The sequence below is a fragment of the Streptomyces sp. NPDC002057 genome, assembly GCF_040296665.1.
Classification (GTDB): domain Bacteria; phylum Actinomycetota; class Actinomycetes; order Streptomycetales; family Streptomycetaceae; genus Streptomyces.
In genome coordinates this window covers 247,434-262,985 of record NZ_JBEOXR010000005.1, presented here as the reverse complement: position 1 = coordinate 262,985, position 15,552 = coordinate 247,434, and the positions used below count along the sequence as shown (strand labels likewise).

Sequence of the window (15,552 nt, the reverse complement as noted above, 5' to 3'; positions counted from 1 at the left end):
TCTTTTGTTGTTTTTGTGGTTTTTCTGGGGCCGTCGCGGGGGTTGTGGGGGGGGGGCCGGGCCGGGCCGGGGCGGCCCCCCCGGGGTTCCGGCCCTTCCCGTGCGACGGAGAGTCTCCGCGCGTACCGCTGCGCGCGTCCTACTTCGCGGGGACCTCTTCGAGGCAGAGGACGAACTTGTCCGAGTCCAGCTGCTGCGCGAGCGCCGAGAGCTCCGTGCCGCACTTGGCCAGGTCGAAGGTGCCGTCGATGACCTTCACGACCTTGAAGAGGTCGGCCTTGCCCGAGGAGCAGTCCGTCGTGTCGACCTTGGGGTCGTTGTCGGGGCCCGTCACGGTGACGCACTCGCCGGCCTTGGCGTGCACGGGGGCGTCGCCGGTGAGGTGCGGCAGGCCGAGCTTCACGGCGAGGGCGACGGCGATCGCGACGACGACAGCGCCGACCTTCTTGAGGATGCGGCTGCCCTTCTTCGCGGGCGCGGCGGGCTGCTCGGGGGTGACGGGAGCGGACGGCGTCGTCATGGGAGGTTCCTTGGGGATGTGGACATGATCAGACGCGAACGCTACATGCACCAAAAAGGACAAACAGGATCACTAAGAAGTCATGACCGATCAGATGCCGAGTCGTGATTCTGTCGTCCCGTCAGGGACGCGAGTCGGGCCCCGCCAGGGACGCGACCGACTCCGTCAGGGACGCGGGCCCAGCTGTCGCTGGTGGGTGAGCACGCGCCGCAGCTCCACCGGAAGCGGGTGGTACGGGCCGTACACCCGCTCCGCGTCGAACAGCAGCCGCTGGAGCTGGTCCTGACCCGCCAGGTGCTCGCCCGTCGCCACGAGGAGCAGCCCGATCCGCTGCCGGATGTCGAAGGAACGGGCCGGATCCCGCTCGTAGTACGGCAGCACCGCGCGGAACTCCGTGAGCGCCGCCGCCGTCTCCCCGAGCTGCTCCAGGCAGAGCGCCATGTCGTGACGGAACTGCACGGCCTGCGGATCCGCCGGTCCCGCCTCCGCGTCGCGGTCCGCCGCCAGGCGCCGCAGCTCCGGCAGCGCGCGCCGGTACTGGCCGTCGTCCATCAGCGTCGACGCGTACTGCTTGCGCAGGATCCGGACCACGGGCGACCGCTCGCCGTGCTCGGCCGCGGCGGCGGGCAGGATGCCGCCGAGGATGTCCACGGCCTGGGTGAGCGAGCCCTCCGCGAGCAGCCGCTTGACCTCGTCGACGGCGGCGGCGACGTCGGGACGGGCCGGGGGCGAGGACGGGGCCGGAACCGGGACCGGGGCCGGGACCGGCGGGTACGACCCCCTCGGGTCGGTCCGGGGCGCGGTGGGCGGCATGGGCGGAGCCTGCGCCGGAACGGCCGGAGCGACCGGACCGGCGGGAGCCGCGGGCCAGGACGGCGCGACGGTCGGTACGGCCGCCGCCGGGCGGTCGGGCCAGGGCGCGTGCGGGCGGAGGAACGGCCGCGTCGGGTCCATCGGCCCCGCCGGTGCGCCGCGCGCGGGGAGCAGCGGCAGCAGGTGCTCGTACACCTCGTGCGCGTCCGAGGGCCGCTCGCGCGGGTCCTTGGCGAGCAGCCGGAGGACGAGCGCTTCGAGGGCCTCGGGCACCTCGGGCCGCTGCCGGCGGAGGGGTACGGGGGGCTCGTACAGGTGCCGGTGGAGGACGCCGAGCGCCGTGGACCCGGAGAACGGCACGTCGCCGCTGAGGAGTTCGTGGAGCACCACGCCGAGCGCGTACAGGTCGGTGGAAGGGCCGACGGCGCCGCCCATGGCCTGCTCGGGTGCCATGTAGGCCGGGCTGCCGATGGGCGAACCGGTCTGGGTGAGACGGGTGGTGTCGGTGTCGAGGACGGAGGCGACGCCGAGGTCGAGGACGACCATCGAGCCGTCGGGGCGGACCATCACGTTCCGCGGCTTGAGGTCGCGGTGCACGATCGGCACCGCGTGGACGGCGGCGAGCACCGCGCACAGCTGCGCGGCCACGCAGACCGCCCACTCCCACGGGTACGGCTCGTGCTCGGCGAGGTGGTCGGAGAGGTCCGCGCCCTCCACGTGCTGCATGACGAGGTACAGGTCGTCGCCGTCGCTGCCCGCGTCGTGGACGGTGACGAGACCGGGGTGGTCGACGTGCGCGGTCACCCGGCACTCCCGGACGAAGCGGCGGCGCAGCTCCTCGGCGGCGGTGGCCGGACCGGTCATGGTCGCGGGCCGCAGCAGCTTCACCGCGACCCGGCGGTCGAGCCGTCCGTCGTACGCCGTCCACACCTGGCCCATGCCGCCCTGGCCGATGACGGTGGCGAGCTCGTAACGCCCGCCGATGACACGTCCGTTCACCGGCCGCCTTCACCTTCCCGGGGCTCCTTGCGCAGCAGGTCGCTCAGCTCGTCCAGCTCGGCGCGGACCTGGTCGATACGGGGAGCGCCGGGGCCGGGGACGGCCGGCGGCTCGGTGGCGTAGGGATTCCGGGGCGGGAGCCCGCTGGGCGTCGTGACGGCGGTGGCGTACCCGTACCCGAGGGGCTGCTGCGGCGGCCGGGTGCGCTGCCGCTCGAAGTGGCGGATCTCCGCGACCAGGTAGTACGTGATGGGGCCGGCCACCAGGAGCACGATCAGGCCGATCCCGATGAAGGACTCCGCGGTCCCGGTCTCCTCGTCGCCGGTGGCCGCCGCGTACGCGAAGAGCCCCGCCGAGGCGAGGAAGACAAGGCCGCACAGCACCCAGTCCCGCGTCCGCCGGGTGACGACCGCGAGCCGCAGCAGCGGCGCCCAGCCGAGGAAACCGCAGCTGAGCAGGGCGAGGGCGGACAGGAGCACCCGCAGCGCGATCAGCCCGCCGGAGGCGGGGCTCTTCGGCGGCTGCGGAACCTGCGGGGCCTGCGGAGGGCCGTACATCCTGCTGCTCCTGCGTCGGACGGAACGGGTCGGAGCACGAGCGTATACACGGATTCGGACAACGGTTCCGGGATACCCGGAACCGTTGTCGAACGGAGCGGCGGAGGGAGGGGAGTCGGAGGGACGGACGGGGCGGCCCCGGGGGCGCGACCGGCGGTGCCCCCGAGGGGTCGACCGGGTGGGGTCAGGGCGCCACCGTGCCGTCCGCGAGGCCGTCGTAGAGGCCCTGGACCAGCTGGTCGCCCAGGCGGGAGGTCTGCCGCAGGGACTCCTCGAAGGCGGCCAGGGCGCGGAAGCGCTCGCCGAAGCGGCGCTGCTCGGCCGGCGGGAGGCGCGGGATCTGGAGACGGCGGACGTCCAGCCGGGTCGCCGTCGAGGCGTAGCTGCTGGCCTGGCGGTTGTTGGCGGTGGCCCGGAGGAAACCCGCGAGGAACCAGGGGTCGAGGGCCGCCGGATCGGGCCGGAGCAGCTGGAGGTTGCGGCCGAGCGCGGCGCCCTGGGCCGACGCGTCGACGACCCGGACGGCCGCGCCGCCGCCCAGCACCGGGACGACCACGTCACCGGCGACCAGGAGCACCGGCTCCTCGGGCGGGCCGTCGGGCAGCGAGCCCGACGGCGGCTGCGCGGCCAGCACGTCGTGGTCGGTGAGGACGGCGACCGGCGCGTCGGCCGGGGCCGTGCCCGCGCCGCCCGCGCGCAGCGACAGGGCCCCGGCGCGGGCCAGTTCGCCGACGGTCGTGGTGGGCCGGCCGGCGCCTACGCCGCCCTCCGGGTCGGTCACCGGCGGCGGGGTCAGCTCCCGCGTACGGCGCAGGGTCTCCGTCAGGCGCTCCCTCACCCCCGCCAGCTGGGCCGCGCCCTCGGCGGCGGCCGGCGGCGGCAGGTGCCGGGCCGGGGCCAGGTCGACGTCGTCGTCCAGAAGCTCGATGACGGGTACGGAACGGCTCGCGCCCTGCGTCCCGGTCGCGGTCCCGTCCCGGTCGAACGGCGTCCAGGCCTCCAGTACGGCGGTGCGGACGGCCGACCAGTCGAGCCGGTCACGCCCCTGGCCGTCCCTGCTCTGGCCGTCCCTGCCCTGCCCGTCCCGGCCCTGGCCGGTGCGCTCGGACGCGGTGTCGACCAGGAGGAGTTCACCGACGGGGCGCTCGCCCTGGACCGGCCTGCGCAGCACCCACAGGTGCAGCGGGACGCCGTACGGGGGCGCGGCCCCGGCCGGCAGGGCGACGACCGCCCGCAGGGCGCCCCTGCGGAGCAGATCGGCCCGGATCCGGCGGCCCGAACGGCGGGACGCGGCGGCCGGCGGCATCAGGAGGACGGCGGTCCCGCCGGGGCGGAGCCGGGCCAGGGCGTGCTGGACCCAGGCGAGTTCGGACTCGGTGCGCGCCGGGAAGCCGTACTCCCAGCGCGGGTCGTAGGCCAGCTCGTCGTGACCCCAGTTGCGCTCGTTGAACGGCGGGTGGCAGAGGACCACGTCGGCGGCGAGCGCCGGGAAGGCGTCGGCGCGCAGGCTGTCCCCGGACCGGACCCGGATGTCGGCGTCGGTGGAGAGCGCCAGGCGCAGGGCGGTCAGGGCGGCGAGGTCGGGGTCGGCGTCCTGTCCGCAGACGGCGCCGGGCCGCCCGACGGCGCTCAGCAGACCGCCGGTGCCGGAGGCGGGGTCGAGGACGGTGAGGGGCGCGGGGGCGTCGACGGGACCGGGTCCGCTCACGTCTCCGTCACCGTCCTCACCGGTGGCCCCGCCCTCGTCCCCCGCGGGGGCTCCGGCTCCGGCCAGTGCCGCCATGAGGGCCGCCGGGCCCGGCGGCGTCAGCGTGTACTGGCGCGGGTTGGCGTCGAGGTGCCGGCCGAGGAGGAACTCGAAGGTCTCGCGGACACCCGTCTCCGCCGCGAGGTCGGCGGTCCCCCGCAGCAGCGGCAGGGAGGGCGCCAGGGCGGTCGCGGTGGGGGTGAGGACGGCCCGCTCCGGGCCGAGGCGCTCGGTGAGCGTCTCCTCCAGGGCGACCGGCAGGACCTCCACGAACCGCGCGTCCGGAAGCTCGGCCAGGGACGGCCAGGCCGCCGTCCGGTCCCTGACGAGAAGGAGGGCGCACCCGGCGTGCACGAGCGCGGTGACCGCGCCGGCGGGATGGCCCGCGATCTGCTGCCAGACGCGCTCGCGGAGCGGGACCTCGGCGAGCTTGCCCTGGTCGCGGAGCCACCGCTCGACCTCGGCGAGGGCGAAGGACGGACTGGTCTCCGTACCGCCCACGGGCTTGGGGAAGTCGGGATGGCGGCGGCGCCAGTTGCTGACGGCCGCCCGGCCGACCCCGGCGAGCCGGGCGATCCCGGCGGCGGTCACCTCGGCCGCGCCCGGCTCCGCACCGCTCGGCTCCGCACCGCTCGGCCCGGCCCCGGTGGAACCACCTGCTGCGCTCTGCCCTGCTGCGCTCTCCGGCACTCGACCCAACTCCCTGGCTCACCCGCTGACGCGTCCTCGTGTGACTCCGATCTTACTGACGAACGCGCACGGCACCACTTCACAGCGTGAGTCGATCTGTTTCTTGTGAACCGTGTTGACTCGGTTCACAAGCTCTGCTTCGATTGACCCATCGCGCCAGACATCGTCTCTGTCCCGGAGGACACACCCATGTCGTACGACACGCAGGTCCCGCCCACCGCGGCCCCGCTCACGCCGATGCGCAACGGGCTCGGCACGGCGGCCCTGATCCTCGGCATCATCGGCACGCTCTCCGGCCTGATCCCGCTCCTCTTCTGGCTGGCCGGCATCCTCGGTCTGATCGCCCTGATCCTGGGCCTGGTCGGCAAGGGCCGTGTGAAGCGCGGCGAGGCGAACAACAAGGGAGTGACGCTCACCGGCGCGATCCTGGGCCTCGCGGCCCTGGTCCTCTCGGTCGTCGGCATGGTCATCACGTTCACGGCCGTCAGCGACGCGGTCGACGAGATCGACAAGGCCATCAAGGACTCGGCCCCGAAGGACCCGTCGGCCAAGGCCCCCGCGGACTCCTCCAAGGCCCCGGCCGCGGAGAAGGGCACGTCCCTGGCGGACGGTGACACCTCGGTCTACGACGACGACCTCCAGGTCACGGTCTCGGACCCGAAGCCGTACACCCCCGGTGAGTACGCGGTCGGCCACACCAAGGGCAACAAGGCCTACCAGGTGACCGTCGTGATCGAGAACGCCGGCAAGGCGAAGTTCGACACCGCCCTGGCCAACGTGAGCGCGCGGGCCGGGAAGAACAGCGTCACGGCCGAGCAGGTCTTCGACGACAAGACCGGCGCCGGCTTCGAGGGAACCGTCCTGCCCGGCAAGAAGGCCACGGCGGTCTTCGTCTTCGACACCCCGAAGGACGCCAAGAACCTGACCGTCGAGGTCAACCCGGGCTGGGACTACAACGCCTCGCAGTGGGAGCTGAAGATCGGCTGACCGGGCGCACCCGCCCGCCCCACACGACCCGCCCGCCCCGAACCACCCGCACCACCCGCACTCCCCCGCACCTCATTCCCGGATCCCTCGGAGAGACCACCATGCGTGCCCACACCCGTCCCCTGGCCCCCCGCTCCCTCCGCACCGCCGCCGCCGCGCTGCTGTGCGCCGCCGTCGCCGTCGGCGCCGCCGCCTGCGGACCGTCCGGCGGCGAGGACACGAAGCCGAAGGCCGAGGCGAAGGCGAAGGGCCCCTTCGGGGAGCTGACCGGCTCGCAGATCCTCGACAAGGCGATCGGGGCGACGAAGGCGGCGAAGTCCCTGACCGTGGACGTGGACGTGACGTCCGAGGGCGAGCCGCTGAAGGCCTACCTCTCGCTCGACACCCGGGGGAACTGCGTCGGCACGCTGACCGTCGGCGCGACGGGAACGGCCGAGCTGATCAAGGCCGACGACAAAAACGCCTACCTCCGGCTCGACGAGGCGCTCCTGCGCGAGGAGCTCAAGGGCGAGACGCCGGAGACGCAGAAGGCGGTGCTGAAGGAGCTCAAGGGCCGCTGGACGAAGTCGCCCCTGACCGAGCCCGACACCAAGGAGATGGTGGCGCTCTGCGACCTGAAGGCGATGCTCGCCGACTTCGAGCAGGGCGCGGCCGGCACCGTGAAGGGCGAGGAGACCACCGTCGGCAAGCAGAAGGCGCTGAAGCTGACGGAGTCGGGCGACGGCGAGACGAACACGGCCTACGTGGCCACGGAGGGGACCCCGTACCTCCTGAAGATCGTCACGACCGGCGGTGACGAGCCGGGGACGGTCGTCTTCTCCGAGTACGACAAGCCGGTCGACGCGAAGGTCCCGGCGAAGAAGGACATCGTCGACCTGGGCTGATCCCCCCGGGGGGGACAAGGAAGAGGGTGGGGCCGCCGCGGGGGGAGCGGCCCCACCCTCTTCCGCGCGCTCGCGGCGCGGGTCGGACGCGGGTCGGACGTGGTCGGACGCGAGTCGGACGCTGGTCGGACGTGGGTCGGACGTGGGTCGGACGCGGTCAGACGCGGTGACGGACCCACACATTGGGCTCGACGTAGACCGCGTAGCCGCGCGTGGCCTCGCAGTGGACGGGGACGAGCGCGCCCTCGACCTCGACCGGGCCGTCGGTGTCGAAGGGGAGGCCGGTCCACTTCCGCCACTGCTCGACGGAGCCGGAGACGGTCATCGAGGCCGGGGCCACCGCCTCGATGACGCCGCCCGCGCGGACGTGGACACGGAGCCACGCGTCGTGCGGCAGCCCGTCGGCCTCGCGGGTACGGAAGGCGTACTCGTGGATGGAGGCGCCGGCCTCCAGGTGCTTGCCGTTGGGGCGGACCGGGGCGACCAGTTCGGAGAATCCGCGCCGGGCGGCGTTGTCCCGCATGGCGGCCAGCATGCGGTGCGAGAGGCCCTGCCCCAGGGCGCTCGTGTCGACGGTGATCTCGATGGCGCTGACGGTGTCGGCCTCCCGGCCGTGCTTCAGGTCGGAGAACGCCCAGAGCAGCACCTCGTCCCAGCCGCGGGCGGGCAGTTCGCGGCGGCCGTCCACGTCCAGGCGGAAGGGGACGCTGAAGCCGCGGGCGACGACCTTGCCCCCGGCGTCGGTGCCGACCAGGACGTACTCCGGAAGCTCGCGCACGATCCGGCCGATGTTCGCCCAGCCCACCGGGTCGTACATCATGAACTCGGGCCAGAGATCGCGCATGCCCCACATCGGCCCTTCCAGTTCGGGGCGTTCGGCAAGGGTCGATATGTTCAGGTCCATGTCGGCAGGATAAAGATCATTTTCCGTTCGCCCCACCGGTTTTTCACCGGCCCCGGCCCTCCGCTACGGAAGTCTCTGCTGCGGGCAGGTGGCGAGGACCCGCTTCATCGCGTCCCGCTCCCCGGCCGTCACCCACACCTGGTACTTCTTCTTCACCGCGATCTGCCGGGCCACGTACGCGCAGCGGTACCCCTTGTTCGGCGGCAGCCAGGTCGCCGCGTCGCCGTCGGACTTGCGGCGGTTGGTGGACGAGTCGACGGCGAGCAGGTTGAGCGGGTCGTTGGCGAAGCGGCGCCGGGTCCCCGGGTCCCACTTCTGCGCGCCCTTCTGCCAGGCGTCGGAGAGCGCGACGACGTGGTCGATGTCGACCTTGCTGCGGCCCCGGACGTAGCCGACGGTGGTGCCGGTGTACGGGTCGTCGGTGAGGGTGCCGGAGGCGACCTTGCAGCGGCCGTCGGTGAACCGGACGCCGGTCAGGTCGCGCTTGAGGATGTCGTCGCGGGTGCCGCAGCCGTTGCCGTCGACGTCCGCCCAGGCGCGGCCGAACTTCTCCCGCTCGTAACCGGTCTTCGGGGCGCGGCCCTTGACCGTGAGCGTGTCCACGGCCGCGAGGGCGGTGCCGCGCGCGGCGGGCTTCCCGGCGCCGCCGGATCCCGGGGTGTCGGATCCGGGCGAGCAGGCGGTGGTTATGAGTGCGGCGACGGCGAGCGCCGAGGCGGTCAGGGTCCTTCGATGCGTCAACACCCTGGAATCCTAGGCCTGACGGTGGTGGGGCCTTCGTCCCCTTGGTCCGGAATCGGGCGGGTCCAGGGCCCGCGCCCTCCCGCCGTGTCAGACCTTGCCGATGCCGAGGGTGTTCTCGGAGGGCAGCAGGCCGGAGCCGATGGCGGCCAGCCAGGGGCCGCCGAGCAGCTCGGCGAGGCGGGCGGTGCCGTCGGGTCCGAGGGCGTCCCAGGGGGCGGCGGCCAGCTCGTCCGTACGCCGCTCGACCTCGGCGCGCAGGGCGCGGCCGGCCTCGGTGGCGGACCCGTCCGGGCGCAGGAGCCCCCGGGCGGTGAGGCGTTCACGCGCGGCGGCCCACTCCTCGCCGCTCCAGCCGCGGCTCTCGAAGACGGGCTCGGGCGCGGCGCCGATCGCGGCGAAGGAGACGAGCGCCTCGACCGGGTCGAGGCCCGCGTCGGCCAGGGCGGCGAGGTGCCCGTCGCCCCGGTGTTCGCGCAGGATCGTCGCGGCCCGCCAGAGGTCGAGGTGCGGAACCTCGGGCCGGGGCAGGGCGGCGTTGGCGGCGGCGAGCGGACGGGAGGCGACGGGGCCGGGGGCGGGCGTCGCCCCGTCGGCGGCGGCCCGGGCCAGCGCGGCGGCCTCGGCGAGTCCGGGTCCCGCGACGGTCTCCTCGCCCAGGACGGACCGGTAGGTCCGGTCGACGGCGCGGAGCCGGGCGGCGAGGACGTCGGCCGGGGTGGCGGTCTCCCAGACCTCGGGGACGTACCGGGCGACCATCGCGGGGCTGAAGCTGTGGAAGGCGGCGGTCACCCGGTCGGCGCCGGGGGCGCCGAGGGGCGCGGCGCGCCAGGCGAAGTAGGAGGGCCAGCGTTCGGAGGTGTCGTAGCCGAGGGCCGCGGCCTCGTCGAAGGCCTCGGGGGCGTAGTAGAGCAGGGCGTGCAGGGGTTCGAGCAGGTGCCACATCTGACGTACGCGTCCGGATTCCACGGTGTGCTCCTCACCTCGACGGTCCACCTCATCTAGTCACTGCCTAGATGATGCGCCCGGGCCCCTTAACTTGTCAATGACTAGATCGGGGCTAGGCTGCCCCCATGACCAGCCGGAGCACCTACCACCACGGCGACCTGCGGCAGGCCGTCCTCGCCGCCGCCCTCGACGTCATCGCCGCCGAGGGCCCCGGGGCGCTGAGCCTGCGCGACCTCGCCCGCCGCGCGGGCGTCTCCCACGCCGCGCCCGCCCACCACTTCAAGGACCGCACCGGGCTCCTCACCGCCCTCGCCACCGAGGGGTACGGACTCCTCGCCGAGGCCCTCGCCGACGTGCCCGAGCTGAGCGAACGCGGAGTGCGGTACGTCCGCTTCGCGGTCGAGCACCCCGCCCACTTCCAGGTCATGTTCCAGCCGGAACTGCTGCGCGCCGACGACCCGGACCTCCTCGCCGCCAAGGAGCGCGCCTCCGCCGAACTCCGCGCGGGCGTCGCCGATCTGACGGACGTCCCCGACGCCCGCGCGGCGGGCATCGCCGCCTGGTCCCTCGCCCACGGCTTCGCGACGCTGCTCCTCACCCACAACGTGACGGGCGCGGTGGGCGACCGGGACCCCGAGGAGTACTTCCGCTCCCTCACCGGCCTGCTCTTCACCGCGCGACCCGCCTCGCCGGGAAGGGAGGAACCGGGTCGGCGGGAATAGCCCGCGCGGGTCGGCCATTGACGGACGACATGAGATCTTCGAACACCGCGCGCCGTACCGCCGTCGCCCTGCTCACCACGGCCGCCCTCGCCTTAGGGCCGTCCGCCGTCGCCACCGCCGGCCACACCGGGTCGGCGTCCTCGGCCGCGTCCGTCTGGCGCGGCGCCTGGGCCGCCTCGCCGCAGGCGGCGACCGCGCCCCTCACCCCCAACTGGTCGGTGCGGGGCTTCGACAACCACACCGTGCGGCAGTCCGTCCGCGTCACGGCCTCCGGCTCCCTGGCCCGGATCGAGCTGAGCAACCGTTACGGCACCACGCCCCTGCGCGTCACCGGCGCGACCGTCGCCCGCACCGCCGGGGGCGGCGCGGTGCGGCCGGGCTCGGTCCGCACCCTGCGCTTCGACGGCCGCCCGTCCACGACGATCCCGGTCGGCGGCACCCTCCTCAGCGACGGTGCGGCGTTGCCGGTCAAGGCCTTCGAGTCGCTGACCGTCACCCTCTACCTGGCGGGCGCGACCGGCCCCGCCACCTTCCACCACGTCGCCTCGGCGACCAGCTACCGGGCCGACGGCGACCACCGGGCCGACGTGTCCGGCGCGGCCTTCGACGAGACCAGCACCTCCTGGTACTTCCTCTCCGGCGTCGAGGTCACCGGCGGCCGTGAGACGGGCCGCCGCGACGGCGTCGTCACCTTCGGCGACTCGATCACCGACGGCACGGGCGCCACGACGGACGCGGACAACCGCTACCCGGACGAACTCGCCGAGCGCCTGGCCGCGTCCGGCCGGCCGCGCGCGGTCCTCAACCACGGGATCGCCGGCAACCAGGTCGTCAACGACACCACGTGGGCGGGCGAGAAGGCCCTGACCCGCTTCCGCGAGGACGTGCTGAACGAGCGCGGTGTCCGCACGGTCGTCATCCTCGAAGGCATCAACGACATCGGCGGCAGCACGGTGTCGTTCCCCGACGCCCCCACCCCCGAGGTCTCGGCGGCCGAACTGATCAAGGGCCACCGCACCCTCATCCGCCAGGCCCACGCGAAGGGCCTCAAGGTCATCGGCGCCACCCTCACCCCGGTGAAGGGCTCCTTCTACGCGTCCCCGGCCAACGAGGCCAAGCGGGACGCCGTCAACCACTGGATCCGCACCTCGGGCGCGTACGACGCGGTCGTCGACCTCGACCGCGCGGTCGCCGACCCGGCGGACCCGGACCGCATCCTCCCCGCGTACGACTCGGGCGACGGCCTCCACCCGAACGACGCGGGCTACCGCGCGATGGCGGAGGCGCTGGACCTGGACCAGCTCTGACCCGAGCCGGCTCCGGCCGGCCCCGGGTGGCGGCCGGTTCCCCGGAACCGGCCGCCACCCGGCGGCCTCACGACCCGAGGATCGTCGTCAGGAACTCCCCGGTCCAGGCGAGCAGTTCGCGGCCGACCACCGGCTTGCCGCCGATCTTGCCGCTCGTCGGGCGCGGCACCAGGATCTGGTGCACCGCCGGCTTGATGACCGTGCGCGGGTACAGCCGCTTCAGGCGCAGCTCCTGCGACTCGCGCAACTCCACCGGGGCGAAGCGGATGTTGGGACCCTGGAGGACGATCTCGCCGACCCCGCACGCGCGGGCCAGCATCCGCAGACCCGCCACGAGGAGGAGGTTCTCGACCGGCTCCGGCAGCTTGCCGTAGCGGTCGGTGAGCTCCTCCCGTACGGCCCTGATGTCCTCCTCCGAGTTCGCCGAGGCGATCGAGCGGTAGGCCTGGAGGCGGAGCCGCTCGCCGGGCGCGTAGTCGTGCGGCATGTGGGCGTCGACCGGAAGCTCGATCTTGACCTCCAGGGGCACCTCCTCCTCGGCGCCGCCCTCCATCTGCGCCCGGTAGTCCGCGACCGCCTCGCCGACCATCCGGACGTACAGGTCGAAGCCGACGCCCGCGATGTGCCCGGACTGCTCGCCGCCGAGCAGGTTGCCCGCGCCGCGGATCTCCAGGTCCTTCATCGCCACGTACATGCCGGCGCCCATCTCGGTGTGCTGGGCGATCGTGGCGAGCCGCTCGTGCGCGGTCTCCGTCAGCGGCTTCTCCGGCGGGTAGAGGAAGTACGCGTATCCCCGCTCACGGCCTCGGCCGACCCGGCCGCGCAGCTGGTGGAGCTGCGAGAGACCGAAGTTGTCGCCGCGCTCGACGATGAGGGTGTTGGCGTTGGAGATGTCGATGCCGGACTCGACGATGGTCGTGGAGACGAGGACGTCGAACTTCTTCTCCCAGAAGTCGACGACGACCTGCTCCAGGGCGCTCTCGCTCATCTGGCCGTGGGCCGTGGCGATCCGGGCCTCCGGCACGATCTCCCGCAGCCTGGCCGCCGCCCGGTCGATCGAGTCGACCCGGTTGTGGATGTAGAAGACCTGGCCCTCGCGCAGGAGTTCACGCCGGATCGCGGCGCCGATCTGCTTCTCCTCGTACGGTCCGACGAAGGTGAGGACCGGGTGGCGCTCCTCCGGCGGGGTGGTGATCGTCGACATCTCGCGGATGCCGGTGACCGCCATTTCGAGCGTACGGGGGATGGGGGTGGCCGACATGGTGAGGACGTCGACGTTGGCGCGGAGCTTCTTCAGCTGCTCCTTGTGCTCGACGCCGAACCGCTGCTCCTCGTCGACGATGACCAGGCCCAGGTCCTTGAACTTCGTCTCGGAGGAGAAGAGGCGGTGGGTGCCGATGACGATGTCGACGGAGCCGTCGCGCAGCCCCTCCAGGGTCGCCTTGGACTCGGTGTCGGTCTGGAAGCGGGACAGCGCCCGCACCTTCACGGGGAACTGGGAGTAGCGCTCGGAGAAGGTCCCGAAGTGCTGCTGCACGAGGAGGGTCGTCGGGACGAGGACCGCGACCTGCTTGCCGTCCTGGACCGCCTTGAAGGCCGCCCGCACCGCGATCTCCGTCTTGCCGTAACCGACGTCGCCGCAGATCAGACGGTCCATGGGAACCGTCTTCTCCATGTCCTCCTTCACCTCGGCGATCGTGGAGAGCTGGTCGGGCGTCTCCACGTACGGGAAGGCGTCCTCCAGCTCCCGCTGCCACGGGGTGTCGGGGCCGAAGGCGTGGCCGGGGGCCGCCATCCGCGCCGAGTACAGCTTGATCAGGTCGGCCGCGATCTCCTTGACGGCCTTCTTCGCGCGCGCCTTCGTCTTCGTCCAGTCCGCGCCGCCGAGCCGGTGCAGGGTCGGCGCCTCGCCGCCCACGTACTTGGTGACCTGCTCCAGCTGGTCGGTCGGGATGTACAGCCGGTCGCCGGGCTGGCCGCGCTTGGCGGGGGCGTACTCGACGAGGAGGTACTCGCGGGTGGCGCCCTGCACGGTCCGCTGGACCATCTCCACGTACCGTCCGACACCGTGCTGCTCGTGCACGATGTAGTCGCCGACCTCCAGGGTCAGCGGGTCGATCGTCTTCCGGCGCTTGGCCGGCATCCGCTGGCCGTCCTTGCCGGCCGCCTTCTGGCCGGACAGGTCGGTCTCGGTCAGCACGGCGAGCTTGAGCGCCGCGTCGACGAAGCCGTAGTCGATGGAGCCGCAGGCGACGTGCACGACCGACGGGGTGATCTCCGCCAGGTCGGCGTCGAGCCGGGCGGCGATGCCCTCGCCGCCGAGCACCTCGGCCGTGCGGGAGGCGGGGCCGTGGGCCTCCGTCACGTAGACCGTGCGCCAGCCCTCGGCCAGCCACCCCTTGGTGTCGGCGAGCGCGCGGGCCGTGTCGCCCCGGTACGACTCGGGGGCGCGCATCCCGAGGGTGAGGGTGTCCGCGCCGGAGTCGTCGGCGGTCGCGTCCGCCGCGAACGGCGACACCGACCACCAGGCCATGCCCAGCTCGCGCGCCCGGTCCCGGACGTCCGCGATGCCCCACAGGGAGGCCGCGCCCACGTCGATCGGGGCCTCGCCGCCGCCGGCCGTGGCCGCCCAGGAGGCCTGGAGGAACTCCTGGCTCGTGGCGACGAGGTCCGAGGCCCGGGTCCGCACCCGCTCCGGGTCGCAGACGACCGCCATCGCGCCCTTCGGCAGTACGTCGAGCAGCAGCTCCATGTCGTCGACGAGGACCGGCGCGAGGGACTCCATGCCCTCGACGGCGATGCCCTCCGCGATCTTCCCGAGGAGCTCGCCGAGCTCCGGGTGCTCCTCGGCGAGGGCCGCCGCCCGCTCCCGTACGGAGTCGGTCAGCAGCAGCTCGCGGCAGGGCGGCGCCCACAGTCCGTGCTCCGCCACTTCCAGGGACCGCTGGTCGGCGACCTTGAAGTAGCGGATCTCCTCGACGTCGTCGCCCCAGAACTCGATCCGGAGCGGGTGCTCCTCGGTCGGCGGGAAGACGTCGAGGATGCCGCCGCGGACGGCGAACTCACCGCGCTTCTCGACCAGCTCCACGCGGGCGTACGCGGCGGCCGCCAGACCCTCCACGATCTCGTTCAGATCCGCCGTCTGGCCGGAGCGCAGGGCCACGGGCTCCAGGTCGCCGAGGCCCTTGACCTGCGGCTGGAGCACGGAACGCACGGGTGCGACGACCACGCTGACCGGGCCGGCCGCCGGGTCGTCGTCCCTCGGGTGCGCGAGGCGGCGCAGCACGGCGAGACGGCGGCCGACGGTGTCGGAGCGGGGCGAGAGCCGCTCGTGCGGCAGCGTCTCCCAGGAGGGGTACTCGACGACCCGGTCCGGGTCGAGCAGGGACCGCAGCGCGGCGGCGAGGTCCTCGGCCTCCCGGCCGGTGGCGGTCACCGCGAGCACGGGCCGCCCCGAGTCGCGGGCGAGCGCGGCGACGGCGAAGGGCCGCGCGGCGGCCGGGCCGACCAGGTCCACGTGCGGGCGGTTCCCGTCGGAGGCGGCCTTCACCGCCTCGGCGAGGGCGGTGTCCTCAACGACTACATCGAGCAGGCCGTGCAGGCTCATGGAGCTTTCCATCCCGGTGGGTGACGGGGGCGGGCAACGCGAACAGCCCGACACGTGACACGGGCCGGGTGGTCCCGGGCGCGTACAGCCGCCCGGTGCGCCCCCCAGCCTACGACGTGCCACTGT

General features: G+C 73.5%; 12 protein-coding genes. 4 read left to right on the top strand and 8 right to left on the bottom strand.

The window, feature by feature from the left end:
• Positions 1-139 precede the first annotated feature (139 nt).
• From ABT129_RS07060 to ABT129_RS07045, 4 genes are all read right to left on the bottom strand, one after another.
• Complete coding sequence (locus ABT129_RS07060) at positions 140-520, bottom strand: LppU/SCO3897 family protein (protein ID WP_351897575.1); 381 nt, start codon at positions 518-520, stop codon at positions 140-142.
• 165 nt (positions 521-685) lie between these two features.
• The gene (locus ABT129_RS07055; protein WP_351897573.1) at positions 686-2,332 is read right to left on the bottom strand and encodes a serine/threonine-protein kinase; all 1,647 of its coding nucleotides are present in this window, start codon (positions 2,330-2,332) and stop codon (positions 686-688) included.
• On the bottom strand, positions 2,329-2,889 hold the full coding sequence (locus ABT129_RS07050) for a hypothetical protein (protein WP_351897572.1): 561 nt from the start codon (positions 2,887-2,889) through the stop codon (positions 2,329-2,331). Before ABT129_RS07050 ends, ABT129_RS07055 begins: the two co-directional genes overlap by 4 nt.
• Before the next feature lie 184 nt (positions 2,890-3,073).
• Complete coding sequence (locus tag ABT129_RS07045) at positions 3,074-5,227, bottom strand: N-6 DNA methylase (RefSeq protein WP_351897602.1); 2,154 nt, start codon at positions 5,225-5,227, stop codon at positions 3,074-3,076.
• 288 nt (positions 5,228-5,515) lie between these two features.
• Here ABT129_RS07045 and ABT129_RS07040 point away from each other — a divergent pair, with 288 nt between their 5' ends.
• Positions 5,516-6,313 carry a DUF4352 domain-containing protein gene (locus tag ABT129_RS07040; protein WP_351897570.1) on the top strand — a complete coding sequence of 266 codons (798 nt, stop codon included), beginning with the start codon at positions 5,516-5,518 and terminating at the stop codon, positions 6,311-6,313.
• 101 nt (positions 6,314-6,414) lie between these two features.
• Complete coding sequence (locus ABT129_RS07035) at positions 6,415-7,197, top strand: hypothetical protein (RefSeq protein ID WP_351897568.1); 783 nt, start codon at positions 6,415-6,417, stop codon at positions 7,195-7,197.
• 157 nt (positions 7,198-7,354) lie between these two features.
• Here ABT129_RS07035 and ABT129_RS07030 read toward each other — a convergent pair whose 3' ends face one another.
• The 3 genes from ABT129_RS07030 to ABT129_RS07020 form a co-directional block, all read right to left on the bottom strand.
• Entirely contained in the window at positions 7,355-8,101 is a 747-nt protein-coding gene (locus ABT129_RS07030) for an N-acetyltransferase (RefSeq protein WP_351897566.1), read from the bottom strand.
• 63 nt (positions 8,102-8,164) lie between these two features.
• On the bottom strand, positions 8,165-8,845 hold the full coding sequence (locus ABT129_RS07025; protein WP_351897564.1) for an HNH endonuclease family protein: 681 nt from the start codon (positions 8,843-8,845) through the stop codon (positions 8,165-8,167).
• Positions 8,846-8,932: 87 nt separating this feature from the next.
• A complete protein-coding gene (locus tag ABT129_RS07020) occupies positions 8,933-9,787 on the bottom strand; it encodes an SCO6745 family protein (RefSeq protein WP_351897600.1) in 855 nt (284 codons plus the stop codon).
• A gap of 128 nt (positions 9,788-9,915) precedes the next feature.
• Between ABT129_RS07020 and ABT129_RS07015 the strand changes: the two genes are divergently transcribed.
• Together ABT129_RS07015 and ABT129_RS07010 are read left to right on the top strand one after the other, a co-directional pair.
• Positions 9,916-10,512, top strand: coding sequence for a TetR/AcrR family transcriptional regulator (locus ABT129_RS07015; RefSeq protein WP_351897561.1), 597 nt, complete (start codon positions 9,916-9,918; stop codon positions 10,510-10,512).
• 29 nt (positions 10,513-10,541) lie between these two features.
• Positions 10,542-11,819 (top strand): SGNH/GDSL hydrolase family protein, encoded by a 1,278-nt coding sequence (locus tag ABT129_RS07010; protein WP_351897559.1) that lies wholly within the window; start codon positions 10,542-10,544, stop codon positions 11,817-11,819.
• Between the two features lie 67 nt (positions 11,820-11,886).
• Here ABT129_RS07010 and mfd read toward each other — a convergent pair whose 3' ends face one another.
• Positions 11,887-15,426 (bottom strand): transcription-repair coupling factor, encoded by a 3,540-nt coding sequence (gene mfd, locus ABT129_RS07005; RefSeq protein ID WP_351897557.1) that lies wholly within the window; start codon positions 15,424-15,426, stop codon positions 11,887-11,889.
• Between the last annotated feature and the right edge of the window lie 126 nt (positions 15,427-15,552).

What these genes read in the sequence shown, in the direction of transcription:
- ABT129_RS07020 (WP_351897600.1), bottom strand. Translation starts at nt 9,787, where the DNA reads ATGTGGCACCTGCTCGAACCCCTGCACGCCCTGCTCTACTACGCCCCC.
- mfd (WP_351897557.1), bottom strand. Translation starts at nt 15,426, where the DNA reads ATGAGCCTGCACGGCCTGCTCGATGTAGTCGTTGAGGACACCGCCCTC.
- ABT129_RS07015 (WP_351897561.1), top strand. Translation starts at nt 9,916, where the DNA reads ATGACCAGCCGGAGCACCTACCACCACGGCGACCTGCGGCAGGCCGTC.
- ABT129_RS07050 (WP_351897572.1), bottom strand. Translation starts at nt 2,889, where the DNA reads ATGTACGGCCCTCCGCAGGCCCCGCAGGTTCCGCAGCCGCCGAAGAGC.
- ABT129_RS07030 (WP_351897566.1), bottom strand. Translation starts at nt 8,101, where the DNA reads ATGGACCTGAACATATCGACCCTTGCCGAACGCCCCGAACTGGAAGGG.
- ABT129_RS07040 (WP_351897570.1), top strand. Translation starts at nt 5,516, where the DNA reads ATGTCGTACGACACGCAGGTCCCGCCCACCGCGGCCCCGCTCACGCCG.
- ABT129_RS07060 (WP_351897575.1), bottom strand. Translation starts at nt 520, where the DNA reads ATGACGACGCCGTCCGCTCCCGTCACCCCCGAGCAGCCCGCCGCGCCC.
- ABT129_RS07035 (WP_351897568.1), top strand. Translation starts at nt 6,415, where the DNA reads ATGCGTGCCCACACCCGTCCCCTGGCCCCCCGCTCCCTCCGCACCGCC.
- ABT129_RS07010 (WP_351897559.1), top strand. Translation starts at nt 10,542, where the DNA reads ATGAGATCTTCGAACACCGCGCGCCGTACCGCCGTCGCCCTGCTCACC.